This window comes from Burkholderia sp. Bp9015 (genome assembly GCF_003853505.1).
Classification (GTDB): Bacteria; Pseudomonadota; Gammaproteobacteria; order Burkholderiales; family Burkholderiaceae; genus Burkholderia.
This window is the reverse complement of record NZ_QTPZ01000014.1, coordinates 154,508-174,262: the sequence shown is the minus strand read 5'-3', so window position 1 is coordinate 174,262 and position 19,755 is coordinate 154,508. Positions and strand designations below refer to the sequence as shown.

Sequence of the window (19,755 nt, the reverse complement as noted above, 5' to 3'; positions counted from 1 at the left end):
CCGGCGACTATGTCGTCCGGACGCGGCGCGACAACTCGGCGCCGGCATCCGTACCGGCATCGGTCGCGAGAATGCGGCGTGTTTCGTCGCGCACGACCCGATGGCAATCGCAGCCCTGCCGTTCGAGACCGGCGAGATCCGTGAGCACGATGGCACCGCGATGCTGATGGATCAGGCCAAGCTCGTGAAGCTGCCGCGTGGCATCGGTGACGGTCTCGCGGCGCACGCCCAGCATCTGCCCCAGCATGCCGTGCGTGACCGGGATTTCGATGCTGCGTGCGCGCTCGTAGGCGATCAGCAGCCAGCGGCCCAGTTGCTGCCGCATCACGTGATGACGGCTGCAGAACATGACCTGCGACGCCTGGGACAACGCCAGCTGCATCCGCACGAAGACCTGCCGCCGGATCGCCGCCGACACGTCGCACGCGTCCGCGAAGCGGCGCGCATACAGCCGGTACGCGAACCCGCCGCGATAGACGACGACGCGGCGCTGCATCGCGCTGCCGATGACGTCGTCGCACACGATGCCTTCGCGGCCGATTTCCGTCACGCCGAGTGTCGTCTTGCCGCCCGCCGTGTATTGCAGGGAAATGCCCGCCGTCACCGGAAAATAGACGGCCTCCAGATTCTCGCCGGCATCGCACAGCACCTGGCCGGTCTCGAGATTCGAAAGCATCAGATGAGGCGCCAATTCGGAACGGTTAATTCCGTCGAGCGCTGACAGGAAATGATTGGCACCAAGTGCATGCGGCAACTCGATGACGTTGTTGGCCTGATGTATCACGGCGCACCTCGTACGTTGTATCCCTGCCCCTCGGCCACCGGACCTTCCTGCTGTTTTCACCGCACCGGTTTAACGGTTTCTCCGCCTTTTCAGCGCGGTGACATTGAGCAAAAAGGTATCACGCAGCCCAACCGTACGCGACACTCCGCTTTTGTTACATGAAGTAATTTGACAGTTCGGCTCGCCATCCGAAGATACTTGCATTGTCAATAAAAAATTGGCGATTTAAATCCCACCCATATAAAACGGATTGCGCAATGAATCATTGAAAACGGTGCATGAATGTCAATGCGCGGTAATGCGATTTACACTGGAAATTAAAATCATTCCCGAATCGAAAAGAATGCGGAAAGTGTGGGTTATCCCACACTTCTCCCTCGTCAGGTGAGCGCCGTGACGGCGTGCACGTCCGAGACGGGTGCTAGTGCGCCGATGCCGTGGCCCGGCCCGCGTCGAGCGATGCGGCCCGCAATGCGTCCGCCGGATCCGGGAAGTCGCGTTGCCGCAATTGCGCGAGCCGCGCATCGCGCGCGTCGGGCGCAAGCGGCTGCGCGTCGAGCCGGTCGCGTTCGGCCGCGTAATCGCGATAGCGTGCCCGCCACGCATCGTCGCCCTGCTGCATCCGCTCGACGCGCGCGGCGACTTCGGCGCCGAGCTGCGCACGCAGCGCATCGGGCGTCGCGCGCTGGCCGTCGAGCCGCGCGAGCGTTGCAAGCGCATCGCGTTGGCGCGCCGCGCGCTCGCGTGCGTCGCGCTCGTCCGGCGGCAACGCCTGATCGAGTGCGGCGAGGCGTGCGCGCTTCTGCGCGTCGTCGAGCGTCGGATCGCGCGCGATCCTGATCCGGTCGAGATCGCCGCGCTGCCGCCGCAATTCCGCGTCGAAGAACGGCGCGCTCCAGTCGCCGAGCCAGCGGCGCGCGAGCGCCGCACGCCGCTCGAGTTCGCCTGCGATGCCGTCCGGATCGAGACCGGCGCCTGCCGGCAGCGCGCCCGGCAGCGTGTCGAACGCGGCGATGCACGCGCGATAGCGCGGCCACAGATCGAGCGCATCGCGGCGGGCCGGCTCGCCGATCGGCTGCGATGCGATTTCGTGCGCGACCAGCGCATCGAGCGCCGCGGGCGTCAGGTCATGCTGCGCAAGCAAAAAGTAATCGAAGAATTCCCGCACCGCATGCGCGTGCGCGAGGCGCCCGCCGGGCCCGACCGGCAGGCGCGGCGCACGCGCGCCCGCGAGCGATGCCGGCAGCGTGACATCCGACACGGCAAGCACCGGCCGCGGCACCGCCGCACCGCTCGGCGCGGCGTGGCCGGGCGGCGCGGTATCCGTGGCGGCCACGGCAGCCGTCGACGCAGCCTGACGACCGAACGCGTGCCAAACGGCGGCCGCGGCGATCGCCCCGGTCGCGCCGTACAACACCGCGCGGGACAGCATGGTCCGGACCTCCATCGCTCAGGCGCCCTGCTGCTTCAGCCGGTTTGCCTGCACGCGCAGCGCGGCGACCGGGTCTTCCGCATAGGCGCCGCGAACGCCGAGCAGCTGGTTGATCGCGTCGAAGTGATTCCAGCGATAGCGCGTCGAAATCACCGTGCCGAACCGCGCACTGCAGGTCGACGTGAAACCGTCGTTCGGGCCGGCGCCGGCCAGCGCCATGACGTTGCCGGCCGTCAGGAACACGAGCGTCGAAGGATCCAGCACGTTCGCCGGATCGATGACCGGAATCACGCTGGTGTCGACCGCGCCGGTCACGATGCCGAGCAGCGACACCGGCTGATACGCGGCCCCGCTCCACGAGTACAGAAGATGCACGTTGCCGCCGATCGTCTCGATCGGTGCGCCGGTGCCGCACGCGCCGGCGCCGAGCCCCGGGCTCGGGAACAGCTGATTGAACTGCGCGGCACGGGGCGTGCTCAGCGCGTTGAGCGCGGCGATCGCATCCTGGTTCGTGTTGTGCGTGTCGCTGGTGAGGATCCCGAACAGGTTCAGCAGCGCACCGAATATCGGCGTCGACAGGCCGGTCGGGTCGAGCTTCAGCGCGCCCAGCACGAAATCGGCGAACTGCGAGCCGCGGTGCGGCGTCGCGATCGTCGTGACCGACGCGACGAGCGCGGGCGCGACCGACGCCACGTAGCGCGACGTCAGCCCGCCCTGGCTGTGGCCGATCAGGTTCACCCTGGCCGCGCCCGTGACCGCGAGCACCTGCTTGACGTACGCCAGCAACTGCTCGCCGCGCCCGTTCGGGCCGAGGTCGCCCTGGAAACCGGACAGGTCGGCGACGTAGACGGTCGCGCCATGCCGCTGAAGATCGGCCTGGATGCCGTACCAGTACGGCAGGACGCCGAAATAGTCGTCGGTCCCGGTCAACCCGTGCACGAGGACGATCGGATAGCGGGTCGCCGCGTAGTCGTCGACGGCCGTCTGCGCATCAGCCTGCACCGGGCCCAGCAGGACCCACGCGAGCAGGGCAATACGGGCGATGAACCGCGCGTACCCGATTGGCACGCAGCGTGCCGACACGGCGTGCAGGAACGCCACCGCGATGCCCCGCACGGCCGCGTCGGCGCCACGACGCGGCGCGATGCGCTGGTCGATGTCGATGTCATGCATTCGCGTGCTCCCCTGCGGCATGCGCGGCCACGCGCCGCTGCCATGCGATGAACAGCGGCGCGCCGACGACTTCGAGCGCCGTGAAACCGACGAACGGCGGCCACGGCAGCCCGAGCGCCGCGAGCGAAATCAGCCGCCCGATACCGCCGAGAAAGATCATCGTCCACAGCGTCGCGAACAGCCGCCCCTGATGCTCGATGCGCGGGATCACCGAAAACGCCGCGAGCCCGAGCCCGAGCCAGACGCCCGCATAGAAACGCAGGTTGCCGTCCAGCGTCGCGTCGGCCGGCAGCGCGATGCCGAGCGACGCGTACAGCGGATCGTGGATGCCCATCATGCCGAGCACCCCGGTGATCGTCGGAACCAGCGCAAGCACGGCGGTCGCCGCCTGAAGCGCGCGTTTGCTCATTCGAATTCTCCTTGCGTCATCGATAAAAAATGCCCAGCACCTGAACGCTCGTCGACTCCGGCATCGCGCCGAAGCGGCTCCACGACGGCCCGCCCTGATGCAGCCATTGCAGCGCGACGTCGAAGCGGTCGAAACGTCGCCGCAACTCGAGCCAGTATTGCCGGCCGCCGCCGAGATCGGCCTGCACGAAACCCGACAGGTCGAGGCGACGCACGCCGACATTACGCCACGCCGCCATCACGAACACGCCGTGACGGGTTTGCAGTTCCTGCGCGGCAATCGAGGTCTGCACCGCACGGCCCCATGCGAGCGGGTTCGCGCGCTGCAGCGACCGCCATTGCGCCGCGTTTGCGCCGCCGCCGTTGCTCTGGAATTCGGCGGTCAGCGACAGGTCGACCGGCAGCGTCCACGTCGCGCCCACCGATGAACTGGTGCGAAACGCACGATCGTCGGCCGCGCCGGTGGCACGCGCGATCAGCGAGCGCCGGTAGCCGCCCGTCCATTCGAGGTACGCGACCACCGAGTTGCCGAGCAGCACGCTCAGATTCTGGCCGAACTGCGGCGCCTGCCCGCTTTCGCCGTAGACGATCCATTGCGGCTGGATCGCCGCGGTGAGCCGCTGGCTCGCGACGAGCATCCAGCGGTCGACGCCGTTGGTGCGCTGCAGGTCGGACGACGCGGCCGGATCGCCCGGCAGGCTGCGGCGCTCGAGCCGCGGCGACAGCAGCGCCGCGAGCGAGCCCGAGTCCCACACCTGTTGTGCGCGCAGCCCGACCGTGCCGAGCCGGTTCGTGTGCCGGCTGTCCGGATCGGGCGGCACGTCGAGACTCACCGCCCCGGCCCGGAAGAAGTCGGTCGGGTTGTAGCCGATCGCCGCGCCGAGCCGCTCGTTCACGCGCCCCGCGTCGACCACGAACGCGGGGGACGCGCGCCAGCTCGCATACGCTTCCTTCACGAGCGTCACGTCGCGCGACGACGTGCGCGACGTGCCGAGCGGATCGAAGCGGTCGAAGCGCATCGAGAAATGCGCGGCGAACGACGGCGTCAGCCACTGGCCGTATTCGAACTCGATCGACAGCTGGTTGCGGCCGGCCTCGCCGCCGTCGCGATAGCGGCTCGTGCGCAGCGCGTCCTGCACGTTCAGCTTCCACGGCTTCGCGGTATCGGCGGGGGGCGCGGCCGGCTGGTCGGCCAGCGCGAGCGCCGCGGCATCGGCCGCGTCGACGCCGGCCGTGCCATCCGCCGCACCCGCTCCACCCTCCCCACCCGCATCCGCTGCATGTACGAGCGCGGGCAGCAGCACGAACGCGAGCGCCGCGATCCGGCCTCGGCGCCGCGCCGTCATTGCGCCTGGAAGCGGGACAGGTAGTCGCGCTGCAGCCATGCATCGGGAATGTCGCGCCACGCGTAGTCGGAGAAGCGCATGACCGTGACCCAGTTGCTGTCGAGCCCGTCGACGATGACGGTCTCGGTCGGCCGCTCGACGCCCAGTTGCATCGTGTAGCGGCGATAGAACGCGGTCTTCAGCAGCCGGTCGCTTTCCGAATAGAAGCGTGCCTTCAGCGGCCGGTTGTTCGCCGCGTCGATCCAGATCTCGATGCGCCGGTACGTGAGCCCGTCGCCGTGGCCGGCGAGCGCGAGCCGGTACGCGCGACGGGTCTGCCGGTCGCCGTCGACGATGTCCTCGACGCCCTTCAGCGCGGCCGTATAGTCGTGCGCGAGATTGACCGTCACGACGTCGCCGTTGGCGGCCTGGCCGAGCAGCCGCTGGTCCGGCGAGATCCGCACGCTGGCCTGGTTCACCGGATCGTAGAACCACAGGTCGTTGCCGTTCTTCAGCATCAGCTTGCCCGTGTCGCGCGCCGGCGCGACGAAGCGCACCAGCGTGCGGAACGCACCGCCGGGCGCGTCGGGCTTCGAATGGATCGACAGCGTATTGCCGTCGACCTGCTTGCCGGACCGGTACTCGACGAGCGTCGCGGTCAACACGAACGATTTCTCCGGCGTGCGGATCGCGTCGCTCGCGGCGAGCACCTTCTGCGGATCGGGCGCCGGCTGCGCAGGCGCGACGCCGGCCAGGAACGAAAGACTCAGACAGCATGAAACGAACAGGCGACGCACGGGCGCTCTCCCGAAAGTGAAGTGAACGAAAAACGCGGCAATCGGGCGACCTCACACGTGCCGCAGCGCATCGACGATCGACAGCCGCGCCGCATGCCGCGACGGCAGCCACGCGGACAGCCCGGCCACGCACGCGAGCCCGGCGAACGTGACGGCGATGGTTCGCCACTCGCCCCACACGCGCACCGTCAGCGCGACGGCGTCGATCCGCGCGGGCGGCGTCCAGGCCAGCCCGCTGCGATTGACGATCGCGGCAATGGCGAGCGCGACCAGCACGCCGAGCGACGCGCCGGCCACGCCGAGCAGCGCGCCCTCGCAGACGAACAGCGCCTGGATGCCGCCGCGCCGCATGCCCATCGCGCGCAGCGTGCCGATCTCGACGGTGCGCTCGATGATCGCGGTGCTCATCGTGTTGCTGATCACGAACAGCACGATCGCGCTGATCAGCACGAACACGAAACCGAAGATCACCGAGAACATCCGGTTGGTCTGGTCGTAGAACGGGTTCAGCGTCGCGAAATCGACGACGTCGAGCGCCTGCCCGTCGAAGCCGCCGTGCAGCAGCTCCTCGATGCGCGCCCGCGCCGCCGGCAGGTCGGCCGTGCGCGCGAGCTGGATCTCGATCGCGGTCGCGCGCGGCGCGGCGCCGCCGTAGACGAGCCGCTGCGCCTGCGGCAGTTGCACCGCGAGATACACGTCGTCGAGTTCCTTCACGCCCTGCTGGTCCGCCTTCACAACCGAGAAGCGGCCGACGTTCGGCGCGCCGCCCGCGCTCGCGGTCAGCACTTCGACATGGGGCGCGCCGTCGGCGGCCGGCCGCGTTCCGGCCTCGGCCTGTGCGAGCGCGAGCACGTCGAGCGGCGCGGTCGCAGCCGGGCCGTCGGCAGGCGGCTCGGCCGGGGCCGGCGGCGCATCGCGGCAATCCGGCACGCGCAGCGGGCCGCACAGGTGCAGCACGCGCGCGACGCCGAGGCCGACGATCGCCGCGTCGCCGGCGCTGCCGCGCAACGCGAATGTGCGCGGCTGCAGCGGGAACCCGTAGGCGTTCCATTGCTGCATCCGGTACTGGTCGTCCGCAATCGCGCCGAAGCCCATCACGGTGCGCGACACGCCGGCCGCGAAATTGCCGGCGATCCCGCCGAACTGCAGCGTCGGCGTGACGACCTGCAGCAGCGGCGCGAGCTGCGGGTCGTGCCGCAATCGTTCGATCAGCGCCGGGTAGCCGCGAATCCCGTACGCGGCCGGGTCGCCCGTGCCGTACAGGAAATAGCCCTGCCGCTGGATCTGCAGGTGGCCGCTGCGCTGCACGAAGTCGGTCTGCAGGCCGAGCGTGATGTCGCGGCTGAAGCCGCCGAACAACAGGATCGCGCTGACGCCGACGATCATCGCGAGCAGCGTGGTGAGCGAGCGCCGGCGGTTGCGCTGCAGGTTGCGCAGCGCGAGCATCAGCGTATGGGTCATCGGTACACCTCCTGCGTCGCCGTGTCGTCGCCGGCCCGCTCGTGGCCGACGATGCGGCCGTCGAGAATCCGGATCACGGCGTCGGCCACCTTCACCACCTCCGGATCGTGCGACGACACGATGAACGACACGTCGCGCTCGCGCTGGATCGCGCGCATCAACGCGATGATCGCGTGCCCGGTCGCGCTGTCGAGGTTCGCGGTGGGTTCGTCCGCGAGGACCATCGCGGGCTCGGCCGCGAGCGCACGCGCGATCGCGACGCGCTGGCGCTGGCCGCCCGACAGCTGGCTCGGCCGGTGCCGCGCCTTGTCGGCCAGGCCGACCGCGTCGAGCAGGTCGCGCACCCGCGCCGCGCGCCGCGCGGGTAACCAGCCCGCCATCAGCAGCGGATACTCGACGTTCTCGTACGCGGACAGCACCGGCAGCAGGTTGAAGGTCTGGAACACGTGGCCGACATGGCGCGCGCGAAAATCCGACAGCGCATCGTCCGACAGCGACGCCGTGTCGTGACCGGCGATCATCACGCGCCCGCTGTCGGGGCGGTCGATGCAGCCGATCAGGTTCAGCAGCGTCGTCTTGCCGCTGCCCGACGGGCCGCTCAGCACGGTGAAGCGGCCCGCGTCGAGCGTCGCCGACACGTCGGCGAGCCCGGTCACGCGCACGCTGTCGAGCAGGTAGGTCTTCGACAGGTGTTCGACATGCACGAGGCTCACGACGCACCTCCCGCGCGCACCGCGTGCGCCGGCGCCACCTTCGATGCGTCCGCGCCCGCACCGCCGGGCACGGCCGGCAACCCGCGTATCAGCCGCCGCAGCTGCAGCCGGTACGCGAAATGCTCGACCTCGATCACGTGCCGCGGCGTGCGATGGAACGCGATGCCGCCGCTCCAGTCCGAGCGGCCGCGCCGGATCAGCCGGTCGATGCGCGCGGCCTTGCGCGGCGCCGCGTCGCGCGCATGCAGGTAGCGGGCGAGCAGCTGCGCCTGGTAGTCCATCAACGGCCAGTTGCCGGTCGAGGTCTGGAACAGCCCGATGAAGAACAGGTCGCGATGCTGCGCGTCGAACAGGTTCAGGTACAGCGACGGCTGCTGCTTGCGCCATTGCAGGTGCGCCTGTTCGATGAACGGGAAGCTCGGCTGGTAGCCGGTCGCGTACACGATCACGTCGATCGCCTCCTCGCTGCCGTCGACGAACACGACGCGATCGCCCTTCAGTTCGCGCACGTCCGGCCGCGCGGCGAGGTCGCCATGGCCGAGGTGATAGAACAGCGTCGAATTGATGATGAAATGCGATTCGAACAGCTTGTGGTCCGGCTTGCGCAGCCCGTAGTGTTCGGGTTGCCCGGCCGTCGTCAGGCGCAGCAGCCGCTCGCCGAAAAAACGCCGCGCCCACAGCGGCATGCGCAGCCGCAGCGGCCATTCCGCCCACTCGTCCGCCGGCATTCCGAACAGGAATTTCGGCCAGTAGTAGTACCCGCGGCGCGTGCTGTGGAAGACCGCGCGCGCACGATGCGAAGCCTCGACCGCGATGTCGCAGCCGGAATTGCCGGCGCCGACCACGAGCACGCGCTTGCCGTCGAAGATCTCCGGCGTGCGGTACTGCGACGAATGCAGCTGCAGCCCGTCGAACCGCCCCGGATAGTCGGGCAGTTGCGGATGCGACAGGTGGCCGTTGCAGACGATCACGCCGCGATAGGTCCGCACCTCGCCGCGATCCAGTTCCACGCGCCACTGCGTGCCGCCCTGCACCGGTGCGATCTCGAGCACCGAGCGGCCGAACTCGATCCGGTCGTACACGCCGAAGCGCCGCGCGTACGCGCGCAGATACGCGAGTGCCTGGTCGCCGCGTGCATAGGTCGGATAGTCGTCGGGAATCGGAAAGTCGGTGTACTCGGAAAACCGCTTCGAGCTGATCATGTGGATCGAGCGATACACCGCGCCGCTCGGGCGGCCGTAGTACCAGTTGCCGCCGACGTCGTCCTCGCGCTCGATCACGTCGAAGCCGATGCCGGCCGCGAGCAGGTTCTTCGCGGCGGTGATGCCCGCCGCGCCCGCGCCGATGATGCAGTACCGCGCGCCGTCGTTGCGCTCCGTCATGGTGAACCTCCTCTTCCCGTTCAAGTAGCCGACGCCGTCACGGCTTGCGTGTCGGTCGCGCCGGCGAGCCGCGCGTCGTACAGGTCTGCGATCGATGCGCCCGCGCGATCCGCGATCGCGAAGCGATCGTCCGGATAGCGCAGCAGCATGTCGGCGTCGCCCGCGTGCGCGGAGCCGAACACGATGCGGCCGATGCGCCATGCGTGCGGCGGCTCGCCGTCGGCGGGCCACGCGCCGAGCAGCACGCGCAGCACGTTTTCCAGGTGATTGACCGGCAGCCACAGCTGCGGACACGGCACGCGCCCTGCATCACCCTGCACACCCTGTACACCCCACAGCGCGGCGGGGTCGGCGGCCTTCGCCTGCGCGATGCCGCCGCTCCATCGGGCCTCGGGCAACAAGTCGTCGCGCCAGCTCGCGCGTGCGGACCGCCGGGCCGGGCCGTCCTCCGTCTCGCGCGGCAGCGCGACGGTCGTGCCGCCGGGTGGATGACTGCGGTACACGAACGTCGCATCGAGCAGCACGCGGGCGGCAAGCGACGCGCAGCGCACCGTCACGTGCCAGCCGTCGTCCACCGTGCGGCCGCTCACGTCGGTGTCGAGCGCGAGATCGCCATGGCCGTCGAGCGCGTCGGCGAGCGCGTCGAGCGCGATCGTGATGTCGACGGCTTCCTGCAGGCAGGCCCGCTCGCCGCCGGGCGGCGCGACCCAGTCGGCCACGACGCGCGCGTGCTCGAGCAGCAGCGACGCCGGCACGGCCGCGCGGCCGTCGACGCGGAAGGCATGCGTGTACGGTGCGCCGGCCGTGCGATAGCGCGTCGAGAAGCAAGCGAACGGCCGGAAGCGTCGCGGCGCGCCCGCGTGATGCCGGCGCGTCGCGAGTTCGCCGAGGTTCGGCAAGCCTTCCACCGCGTCGAACCCGCGCAGTTGGATCGGCGTCAGTGCGCGGCCGACCGCGCCCATGTACATCGGCTCGCCGCTGCCGGATGTCGCTGAATTCGCTGGATTCGCGAGTTCCGCGAGCCAGTGGCGCACGCCTTCGTCGATTCGCATCGGCGTTACGTAGCGCCGCGTGACGGCGAGGTTCGTGATCATCCCGACACCGTCCCAGGTCGGCCACGCGATCGTCTTCACGACGCGCTCGCCGGCGTCGCGCCGCGCCCACCAGCCGAGCCGCGCCAGCGCCTCGTTCGCGGCCGCATAGTCGGTCTCGCCTGTCATTCCGCCCCAGCGGCCGGTCAGCGAGCCGACGTTGACGAAACAGTCGACGCGCGGCCGGTTGCGCACCGCCGCGTAGAGATTGAGAAAGCCGAGCACCTTCACGCGCGCGATGCCGATGAACTCGTCGGCGCGCTTGCGCGGCAAGCGCACCGGCTGATCGATGCCCGCGTTGTGGATCACGGCGCGCAGCCGGTCGCCGAATGCGTCGCACAGCGTGCGCACGGCCTCCGCGTCGGTCACGTCGCATACGCGGTAGTGCACCGGCAGGCCGAGCGCGGCCACGGCGTCGAGCGACGCCTTCAGGTCGCGCCGGCGTTCGAGCTGCCGCAGCGCATCCCGGATCGCCTTCGGCGATCGCCCGGGCGTCGCCTGGCGCAGTTGCTCGAGCCCGTAGCGCTTGAAGCCCGCGTCGTCGAGCGCGAGCCACGGCTCGTCGCCGGCGGGCAACGCATCGCGCCCGGTGACGACCACCGTGCAGCGATGGCGTTTTGCCAGCGCGCACGCGGCCAGGAAACCGATGCCGCGCGCGCCGCCCGAGAACAGCACGACGTCGTCGGGCGCCCAGTCGGGCGCCGCGTCGGCCGGCAGATCGTCGCGGGTCGCGACGAGCGTATGGCGGCGTCCGCCGCGGTGGCCGACCTCGAAGCGTCCCCAGCGGTACAGTTCGCGCGCGACCAGCTGGTCGACGCGCCCCGTTTCGTCGGGCGCGATGTCGAGCACGCGCACGTTGCAGTTCGGCAGTTCCTGCGGCAGCGTCTTCGCGAGGCCGGCCCACAGTCCGCCGAGCGGCTGCACGAGCGGGCCGTGGCCATGGCCCATCAGGCCGTCCTGCCAGGTGAGCGCCAGATAGAACAGCCGCGACGTCGATTCTTCCTGCGACCAGTCGCCGTAGCACGCCTGCAGCAGTGCGACCGTACGGCGCAGCGGCGCTTCCCATTGATCGCGCGCGTCGAGCGAGAACTGCGCTTCGATGCCGAGATCGACGATCCCGTCGAACGGCCCCGACTGCGCGGCGAACGCGCTCGCGGCGGCTGCCGGATCGACGCCGTCGGCCGGCGCGAACACGCCCGGTTTCGCACAGGCGCGCGTAAGAGTCGCCACCACGCGCTCGACCGTGCGACCGCGGCCGTTGACGATCGCGATCCGCTTGCCGCTCAGCTCGGCCGCCGGCAGGTCGGGCAGCGGCTCGATCTCGACCGGCCGCCAGGTGAAGCGGTGCGTCGGCGTGGCGTCGGTACGCTGAGGCGCGTCGTCCGCGATCGCGTCGCGTTGCAGAAAGGCCAGCACGTCCGGCGCCAGCGTAGGGCCGGCGGAATGAACGGGCGTGGGTGATGCCGCGCTCGCCGGTTGCTCGGCACCGGGTGTCGGTGTCGGTGTCGGCGTTGGCGTTGGCGTTGACGCTGGCGTCGGCGTCGGCGTTGGCGTTGGCGTTGGCGTTGGCGTTGGCGTTGGCGTTGGCGTTGGCGTTGGCGTTGGCGTTGGCGTTGGCGTTGGCGACAGCGATGGTGACGGCAACGGCAACGACGTAGCCCCCAGCGCTTGCGTGCCCGTAAACGGACACACCGATGTCCTGACAGCCGGCGCGCTTGCATCCCCCCCGGCCTGCCCCGCGGACACCCGCTCGCGCAAGCGCGGCTTCGCGATCAACCGGATCCCGTCGCGCGGACGCAGCGAGATCGTCGCGCCGGTGTCGAGCGAATGACCGGGCACCGCGCTCAGGTCGACATGCTGCGCCACCACCGCGATCAGCACGCGCATCTGCAGCAACGCGGTCTGATAGCCGATGCATTTGCGCATCCCGCCGCCGAACGGAAAGTACGCGTACCTGTGGCGCTCCGGCGCATGCGATCCGAAGTTCTCCGGATCGAACGCGTCGGGGTTCGCCCACAGCGCCGGATGACGATGCGTGACGTACGGCGACATGAACACCGACGAGCCGGCCGGCACGTGATAACCGCCGATCTCGTCGTCGTCGACCAGATCGCGCGTGAAGCCCCAGATCGGCGGGTACAGGCGCAGGATCTCGTCGACGGTCTGCGCGAGGTACGGCAGGCGTTCGAGATCCGCCGCATCGGGCGCGCGGCCGCCGAGCACCGCATCGAGCTCCTCGCGCAAACGGCGCAACACCTGCGGATGCTGCGCGAGCGCATAGAGCCCCCACGCCATCCCGCTGCCGGTGGTTTCGTGGCCGGCGAGAAACACGGTCATCACCTCGTCGTGCACCTCGCGCTCGGTCAGCGGCGCGCCCGTGTCCGGGTCGCGCGCGGCGAGCAGCAGCGAGATCACGTCGCTCGTGTCGCAGCGCCCCGCGCGATGCTCGGTGACGATCGCGTCCACGATCGTGTCGATCCCGCGGCGTGCGTGCGCGATCCGGCGATTGAACGGCGTCGGCATCCAGCGCGGCACGAAATCGTTCAGGTTGCCCTGCGGCATCATCGCCGCGATGCCGAAGCGCACGGCCGGCCCGACGTCGTCCGCATGCCGCGAGATGTCCGCGTTGAACAGCATCAGCCCGAGCATGCGCAGGCTCACGCGCATCATTTCCTCGACGGCGTCGAACGGCGCATGCGCCGGCCGCTTCAGCCACGCCTCGACGAGCGCGAGCGCCGCAGCGCCGACCGCGGCCGTGTGCGACTCGACCTGCTTGCGGTGAAACAGCGGCTGCACCACGCGACGGTGACGCCGCCAGAATTCGCCGTCGGTCGTCAGCAGGCCGTCGCCGAAGAACATCTTGAAGTTGTCGTAGAAGCGGCCGCGCACGTAGTTGCGGTGGTTGTCCTGCAGCACGTGCTGCACGCCGTCGGGATGCGCGAGCGCGTGCGTGAGGAACGGGCCGAGACGGTTGCGCGCGATGTCACCGTACTGCTGCTGCAGCTTCAGCAGCATCGTGACGGGATTGCGCTTGTACGCCGCGAGGTTGCCCATCACGACGCTGCCGCGCGGGCCGGGCGCGAGTCGCTTCATGCTCATGCGGACACCTGTTCGGAAGGCGCGCGCCCGGCCAGTTGCGCGTCGATCTCGCCGCGCGCGGCGAACGCGCCGGTCACGCGATGCACGTAGCCGATCACGATGCCCGTCACGTCGCGCATCTGCATCAGGATCCTGCCGTCCGGGCGCACCGCGACGAACCGGTTGCCGCTGCTCGCCGGCCCTTCCAGCGCGAACGCGCGCGGGCTCACGCGCAGCGCGATCGACGTGTGGCGGCTCGCCAGCTCGCAGTCGTTGCCGGCTTCGTAGATATCGATGCGGCCGATCGACATCGGCGCCGCGAGCGGAATGTAGTCGCCGGCGACGTGATCGAGCGCGGCCACGCGCGCGAGCCCGTCCAGCAGGATGCTCGGCACCACGAAGCGCGAGAACACCGGGTCGCCGTCCGGCACGTTCAGCCGGAAGCGCGCCTGCTTGCCCGCGTCGCTCATGCCGGTGTCGGTCGTCGACACGAACATGCCGGTCAGCCGCACCGGCGCCGCATCGAAGTGATACGGATCGGCGACGGGCGTGAACGTCGCCATTGCCGGTTCGTGCCACACCGGCGCCGGCGCGTAGGCGTCGGCCAGGCGCACGGTGATCTCGAAGTGCGGCTTGTCGCGCACGAGCACCTGCCCGCCCGGCGCCAGCACGTCGCCGGAAATCCGCACGCGCACGTGCACCGCGTCGCCGTCGCGCGACGCGATCCGCGCGTGGATGCGCTTCACGCTCGGCCGCTTCGCGTCGTACACACGCAGGAAGTGCAGGAATGCCGCGTCCGCGAAGCCGACGACCTTGAGCCCCGGCACGAGCCGCAGCGCGGCCTCGGCGGCCACTTCGGGCACGAAGGTTCCCGGCAGCGTCGGAAAGCCGTTGACGACGTGATGCTGCAGGTACGCGTCGCGCTCGAGGTCGAACACGCGCTCGAACGTCACGCTGTCGTCGGTCCGCGCGCGTTCCGCGCCGAGATAGAAATCGGGATCGCGCGACGCGGCGACGGCGGCCGGCGCGCCTTCGTCGAGGTCGAAGTAACCCGGCAGGTGCGTTTCGATCGCGCGTCGCTCGGCGTCGCCGAGATGCACGGACATCGCCGCGCGCTCGCCGAGCCCGAGTTCGCGCATGAAGTGATGCTGCCCCTCCGCGGTGCGCATGCTCGTGAACAGCCCGCTCTTCTCGAGAAACGCGCGCGTGACCGGGTTCGCGCCGAGCCCGACCGAGCGCCACAGCGTCCAGCCGATCGTGAATTCGTCGTGACCGAGCACCGCGCGGTGATACGACGCCTGCGTGTTCAGGAAGTCGTTGCCCGACGCGTAGTCGGTTTCGCCCGCCTGCCCGGTCAGCCCGATGAACGAGCCGAAGTTGCACCACAGGCGCGGCTGCCGCGCGCCGAACGCGCGGCGTAGGTTCCAGTAGCCGCGTACCTTGATGTCGCGCACCGCGACGAAATCGTCCAGCGACTTCACGCGCACCGATGCCGAACGGTTCAGTCCGGCCGCGTTGACCAGCAGGTCGACGCGCGGCTCGCGCGCGAGAATCGTGTCGATGGCCGTCTTCACGCTGTCGGGGTCGAGCACGTCGGCGCGCAAGTAGGTCACGCGGTGCGCGCCGCAGAACGCGCGCATCGCCTCGATGTTCATGCAGGCCGTGCGCGCGTCGGCACGCCGCTCGAAGGCGCGGATGATCTCGGGCAACGACCGTTGCGGATGCAGCGCCTTCTGCTGGCGGATGTAGTCCGGACGGCTCTTCGCGAACGTTTCGTCATCCATAGCGAGCAGTTCCGCGTCGATCGCGTCCAGCGCGCTGCTGCCGATCAGGTACAGCGTCGGGCGCACCTGTGCGGCGAGCGTCTTCATCAGCTCGCCGGTGATCCCGCGCGCACCGCCGACCGCGACCACGACCGAATCCTGGCCGAGCGACAGCCGCTCGTCCGCGCGCAGTTCACCCGCGTCCGCGATCACGCGCGGCGTGCGGCGCCGTCCGGCGCCCAGCGCGACGACCGGCAGCCAGTGACGGGCGCCGCTTTCCCGCTCCGCGTCGCGCAGCGCGTCCGGCAGCGCGCGCGCATCGGTCAGCACGGCAACCGGGCGCGCTTCCGGCATCTCGATCGCCAGCGCCTTCACGAGGCCCGTGAACAGGCCGGCATCCGGATGCGGCACGTCGCCCGTGAGCGCGTCGAGCAGCAATACGATCAAGCTGCCGTCGCGCTCGAGTGCCGCATGGCAGCGCTTGATCGCGAGAAACGCCAGGTCGTGCAGCGCGAGCCGCGCGGGAGCGGCCGGCGCTGCTGCGCCCGGTGCGAGCGTGCCGGCGTCGAGCGACGTGAGCACGCGCACGTGGCCGATGTCGTCGGGCAGGAAGTCGAGCGCCGCCGCGTCGATCCGCTCGATCCAGTGCCAGCCCGGCCGGTGCGTGGCGAACGGCCGCGTCGACAGCACCACGCAGCCGGGGCCCGCACCGCCCTGTGTGGCTTGTGCGGCCAGCGCCTCCGGCATGTCGGTCACGATCACGCAGCGCGGCGCGATGAACGGTGTTGACCGGCCCGCGGGCCGCCACGGCGCGTCGCGCCATTCGATCCGGTAACGCGCGACGCCGAGCGGCTCGCCGTCGGCCGCGACGCCGGTCCGGCGCAGCGGGCCGGGTATCAGGGTGCCGGGTTCAACGGGTGCGGTCGCCGCGGTTGTCGATGCGGCCGGTTCCGCGGTCGCGGCGGCCGGCGCCGTCGCATGGGCAGGCGGCACACGCAGCGCGTCGCGATGCGGCTCGTGCGGCGTGGTCCCGTGCGGGCCGGCCGGCTCACATGCAACGTGCAGCGCGTAGCGCGCGCGGTCGCCGCCGCCGTCGCGCGTGAGCGTCGTGCCGGCATCGCGCGCGATGATTGCGCGCAGCACGTCGATCGCCGAGTCGGCCCCCGCATACGTGACCGCGCGGCCCGTCGCATCGCATGGCGCAGCCGGTTCGACAGCAGCCCTCGCGTCGCCGCCGCCCACTACCGCGAGCACCGACAGCCCTTCGGCCTGCGCACGCCGCACCGTCGTGACGGCGAACAGCACGATGCCCTCCGCGAGCGGCAGCCCGAACGCGGGCCGCACCTCTTCCGCCGAGTTGCCGTTGATGCCGCCGACGATCGCCATGTCGAGTTCGCCGCTGCACAGGAAACGCTCGGCCGCCTCGAATGCCGCGAGCGTCGACGCGTGGCCCGCATCGACCGTCATGTTCATTCCGTGCAGGTCGTGATAGTTCGCGACGCGCGCCGGGATCACGTTCGGCATCATTCCCGGGAACGAATTCTCGGTCGTCGGCGCGACGAGTTGCTTCGTCGCCTCGCGCAAGCCGTCCAGCACGCGTTCGGTCGCCGCGCGTTGGTCCGGCCGCGTCGCGTCGAGCACCGCGGCCGCGATGTCGTCGAGATAGCAGCGGCTCGCGTAGAGCGCCGCATTGCGCGTGGGCCCCATGTGCCCCATCACGAGTCCGATCGTGTCCGCATGCGCGTGCCAGAACGTGCCGAGGCGTTCGCGCAGGTCGTGCGCGGCGTCGAGCGCCATCAGCTGGCAGCGATCGAGCGCGCGCAGCACCGCCGGCGGCATCTTCACGCGCGCGAAGCTCGGCAGCGGGTAGCCGGTTCCGAAGCTCGCGTCGGGCGCACGGCCTTCGCCGCGCAGCCACGCGGCGACCTGGGCGTCGCCGTCGAGGCCCGGAAACTTCGCGGACCAGCCGACGATCGCGAGCGGCTCGCGCTCGAACCGTCCGCTCGCCTCGCCGGCAGGCAGATCCGCGCGGTATTCCGACACGATCAGGTGACCGTTCGTACCGCCGAAGCCGAACCCGGACACCGCCGCGACGCGTGCCGATTCACGCTGGACCGGCCACGATACCGGCGCCACCGGAATCCGCAGGTTCGTGCCGGCGATGTCGAACTCAGGCGGCGGCTCGCTGAAGCGGTGCTGCGGCGGGATCACCTGATGGCGCAACCCGAGCAGCACCTGGATCACCGACACGACGCCGGCCGCCCACCCCGTATGCCCGACCAGCGACTTGTTCGACGTCACCTGCACCGGACGGTCGCGCCGGATCGCGTCGCGCAGGCTCTGGAATTCCGCGAGATCGCCGGCCGGCGTGCCCGTTGCATGCGCAACGACCCAGTCGACGTCGGCCGGCACCGTCGCGGTGCGCGCATACGCGCGGTCGATCGCGATGCGCTGGCCGGCCGAATTCGGCGCGTAGATCGCCTTGCCCTTGCCGTCGGACGACGAGCCGAACGATTTCAGCACGCCGAGGATGCGGTCGCCGTCCGCACGCGCCCGCGCGACGCGCTTCAGGATCACGACGCCCGCGCCGTCCGCGAACAGCACGCCGTCGCAGTCGCGATCGAGCGGCCGCACCTCGCCGCTGCGCGACAGCCCGTGCAGCTTCGAGAACAGGACCGAGCCGCGCGGCGCGAGCGCGAATGCGCCGCCGCACGCAACCACGTCCTGCTTGCCGAGCAGCAGCGCCTTGATCCCGAGATCGATCGAATACAGCGACGATGAACACGCGGTGTCGACCATCATGCATTGCGCGTCGTCCGGCAGCACGCCTTGCATCGCGTTCAGGCCGACCCGGTGCGGGAAGAACGACGCGAGATCGCCGGCGCCGCGCGCATAACGCGCGCTCAGCACCGCATCGATCGCGGCCACGCGCCGCTCGCGCTCGGCCGCGTCCACGCCTGCCTCGATCAGCACCGCGTTCAGGCGTTCGCGCGCGGCGGCCAGCACCATCCCCTCCTCGAGATGCTGGCTGCCGTCCGCCGTGTAGCCGACGAGGAACGCCACGCGATCGGCGTCACGCAGCGTCACGCCGTCGAGCGACTGGCACAGTGCGTGACGCAGCCACAGCGTCGTCAGCTCATGCGGCGCGGTACCCGCGTCGAGTTCGGCGCGCACCGTCGGGCACGGCTCGAACTGCTCGATGAAGACCGAGCGCGACTGATAGCTCTTGTCCTCGGCCGACGTGTCGGGCGAATAGAACGAGCGGTAATCCCAGCGATCCGGCGGCACGTTGCCGAACAGTTCGGGGCCGTCGAGCAGCGCGCGCCAGAACGCGTCCGGATCGCTCGCGCCAGGCAACGCGAGACCCATGCCGACCACGGCGATGTCGTCGCTGTCCGGCGCGTCGTCCGGTGGCGCGGCGGGACCATCGGCCCGCTGCGCGTTCACGGAGACGGGCGGCGCCGCGGCCGGCGCCGCCTCGCCCGCGCCCTCGGCACGCGCCGCGCCCGCCCATTCCGCGCGCGGCGACAACCCTTCGCTGCACAGCGACAGCCCGCCGTCCGCGACGACCACCTGCCCCGTGATCCAGCGCGCCGCATCCGACGCGAGAAACACGACGAGATCGGCGAGGTCCTCCGCGCGTGCGAGCCGCTTCAGCGGCGTCGCCGCGATGCTCGAGCGCTTCGTGTTCTCCGGGTCCGGAAACTGCGCGGCGACGTCGCCGTCGATCAGCGTCGACGACGCGCCGTTCACGCGAATGTCGCGCCCCGCGTACTCGACCGCGAGATAGCGCGTCAGCGATTCGAGCGCTGCCTTCGCGGTGCCGACGACCAGATAGTTCGCCGGCACGAGCGTCGCGCCCACCGACGACACGTTGACGATCGCGCCGCCGCCCGAGCGCGCCATCAACGCCGCGGCGCGGCGCGCGCACCAGAACGCGCCCTTCAGGTTGGTGTCTAGCGCGCGATCGAAATGCTCGGCGCCGATCTCGTCGACGCCCAGCAGCGCGCCGGACGCCGCATTGTTGACGAGCACGTCGAGCCGGCCGTAGCGCCGTTCGATCTCGTCGAACATCCGGTCGACCTGCGCCTGCTGCGCGACCGACGCGCGGATCACGTCGACCGTCGCGCCGAGCGCGCGCAGTTCGTCGGCCGTCTGCTTCGACGCGTCGAGCGAGTGGAAGAAATTCAGGATCACGTGCGCGCCCTGCTCGGCGAAACGCCTGCAGATCGCCTTGCCCACGTTTTTCGCACCGCCCGTCACGAGAACGAGCTTGCCGCGCATGCTGGTATTCGACATGGATCGCCTGCCTATCGAGAACTTGTCATTACGGGCAGGGCCCCCCCTG

11 protein-coding genes are annotated in these 19,755 nt (G+C 70.3%); all 11 read right to left on the bottom strand.

Features of this window, described 5'->3' with window-relative positions; genetic code table 11:
- Positions 1–7: 7 nt before the first annotated feature.
- The 11 genes from DIE12_RS17380 to DIE12_RS17330 all read right to left on the bottom strand — a co-directional run bounded on the left by DIE12_RS17380 (position 8) and on the right by DIE12_RS17330 (position 19,706).
- On the bottom strand, positions 8–784 hold the full coding sequence (locus DIE12_RS17380; protein WP_124487617.1) for a Crp/Fnr family transcriptional regulator: 777 nt from the start codon (positions 782–784) through the stop codon (positions 8–10).
- 421 nt (positions 785–1,205) lie between these two features.
- Positions 1,206–2,216, bottom strand: coding sequence for a lipase secretion chaperone (locus DIE12_RS17375; protein ID WP_260426338.1), 1,011 nt, complete (start codon positions 2,214–2,216; stop codon positions 1,206–1,208).
- A gap of 18 nt (positions 2,217–2,234) precedes the next feature.
- Complete coding sequence (locus tag DIE12_RS17370; protein ID WP_124521295.1) at positions 2,235–3,389, bottom strand: triacylglycerol lipase; 1,155 nt, start codon at positions 3,387–3,389, stop codon at positions 2,235–2,237.
- On the bottom strand, positions 3,382–3,798 hold the full coding sequence (locus tag DIE12_RS17365; protein ID WP_124521297.1) for a DUF4345 domain-containing protein: 417 nt from the start codon (positions 3,796–3,798) through the stop codon (positions 3,382–3,384). The genes DIE12_RS17370 and DIE12_RS17365 overlap by 8 nt, the downstream gene beginning before the upstream one ends.
- A 16-nt stretch (positions 3,799–3,814) precedes the next feature.
- Positions 3,815–5,143, bottom strand: a complete 1,329-nt coding sequence (locus DIE12_RS17360; RefSeq protein WP_124521299.1) for a hypothetical protein — start codon at positions 5,141–5,143, stop codon at positions 3,815–3,817.
- The gene (locus DIE12_RS17355) at positions 5,140–5,919 is read right to left on the bottom strand and encodes an outer membrane lipoprotein-sorting protein (RefSeq protein WP_124521301.1); all 780 of its coding nucleotides are present in this window, start codon (positions 5,917–5,919) and stop codon (positions 5,140–5,142) included. The genes DIE12_RS17360 and DIE12_RS17355 overlap by 4 nt, the downstream gene beginning before the upstream one ends.
- Before the next feature lie 51 nt (positions 5,920–5,970).
- Entirely contained in the window at positions 5,971–7,380 is a 1,410-nt protein-coding gene (locus DIE12_RS17350) for an ABC transporter permease (RefSeq protein WP_124521303.1), read from the bottom strand.
- Complete coding sequence (locus DIE12_RS17345) at positions 7,377–8,093, bottom strand: ABC transporter ATP-binding protein (RefSeq protein ID WP_124487611.1); 717 nt, start codon at positions 8,091–8,093, stop codon at positions 7,377–7,379. The genes DIE12_RS17350 and DIE12_RS17345 overlap by 4 nt, the downstream gene beginning before the upstream one ends.
- A complete protein-coding gene (locus DIE12_RS17340) occupies positions 8,090–9,475 on the bottom strand; it encodes an NAD(P)/FAD-dependent oxidoreductase (protein WP_124521305.1) in 1,386 nt (461 codons plus the stop codon). Before DIE12_RS17340 ends, DIE12_RS17345 begins: the two co-directional genes overlap by 4 nt.
- 20 nt (positions 9,476–9,495) lie before the next feature.
- Positions 9,496–13,665 carry a cytochrome P450 gene (locus DIE12_RS17335; RefSeq protein WP_124551301.1) on the bottom strand — a complete coding sequence of 1,390 codons (4,170 nt, stop codon included), beginning with the start codon at positions 13,663–13,665 and terminating at the stop codon, positions 9,496–9,498.
- Complete coding sequence (locus tag DIE12_RS17330) at positions 13,662–19,706, bottom strand: SDR family oxidoreductase (RefSeq protein ID WP_124487608.1); 6,045 nt, start codon at positions 19,704–19,706, stop codon at positions 13,662–13,664. Before DIE12_RS17330 ends, DIE12_RS17335 begins: the two co-directional genes overlap by 4 nt.
- Positions 19,707–19,755: the final 49 nt, after the last annotated feature.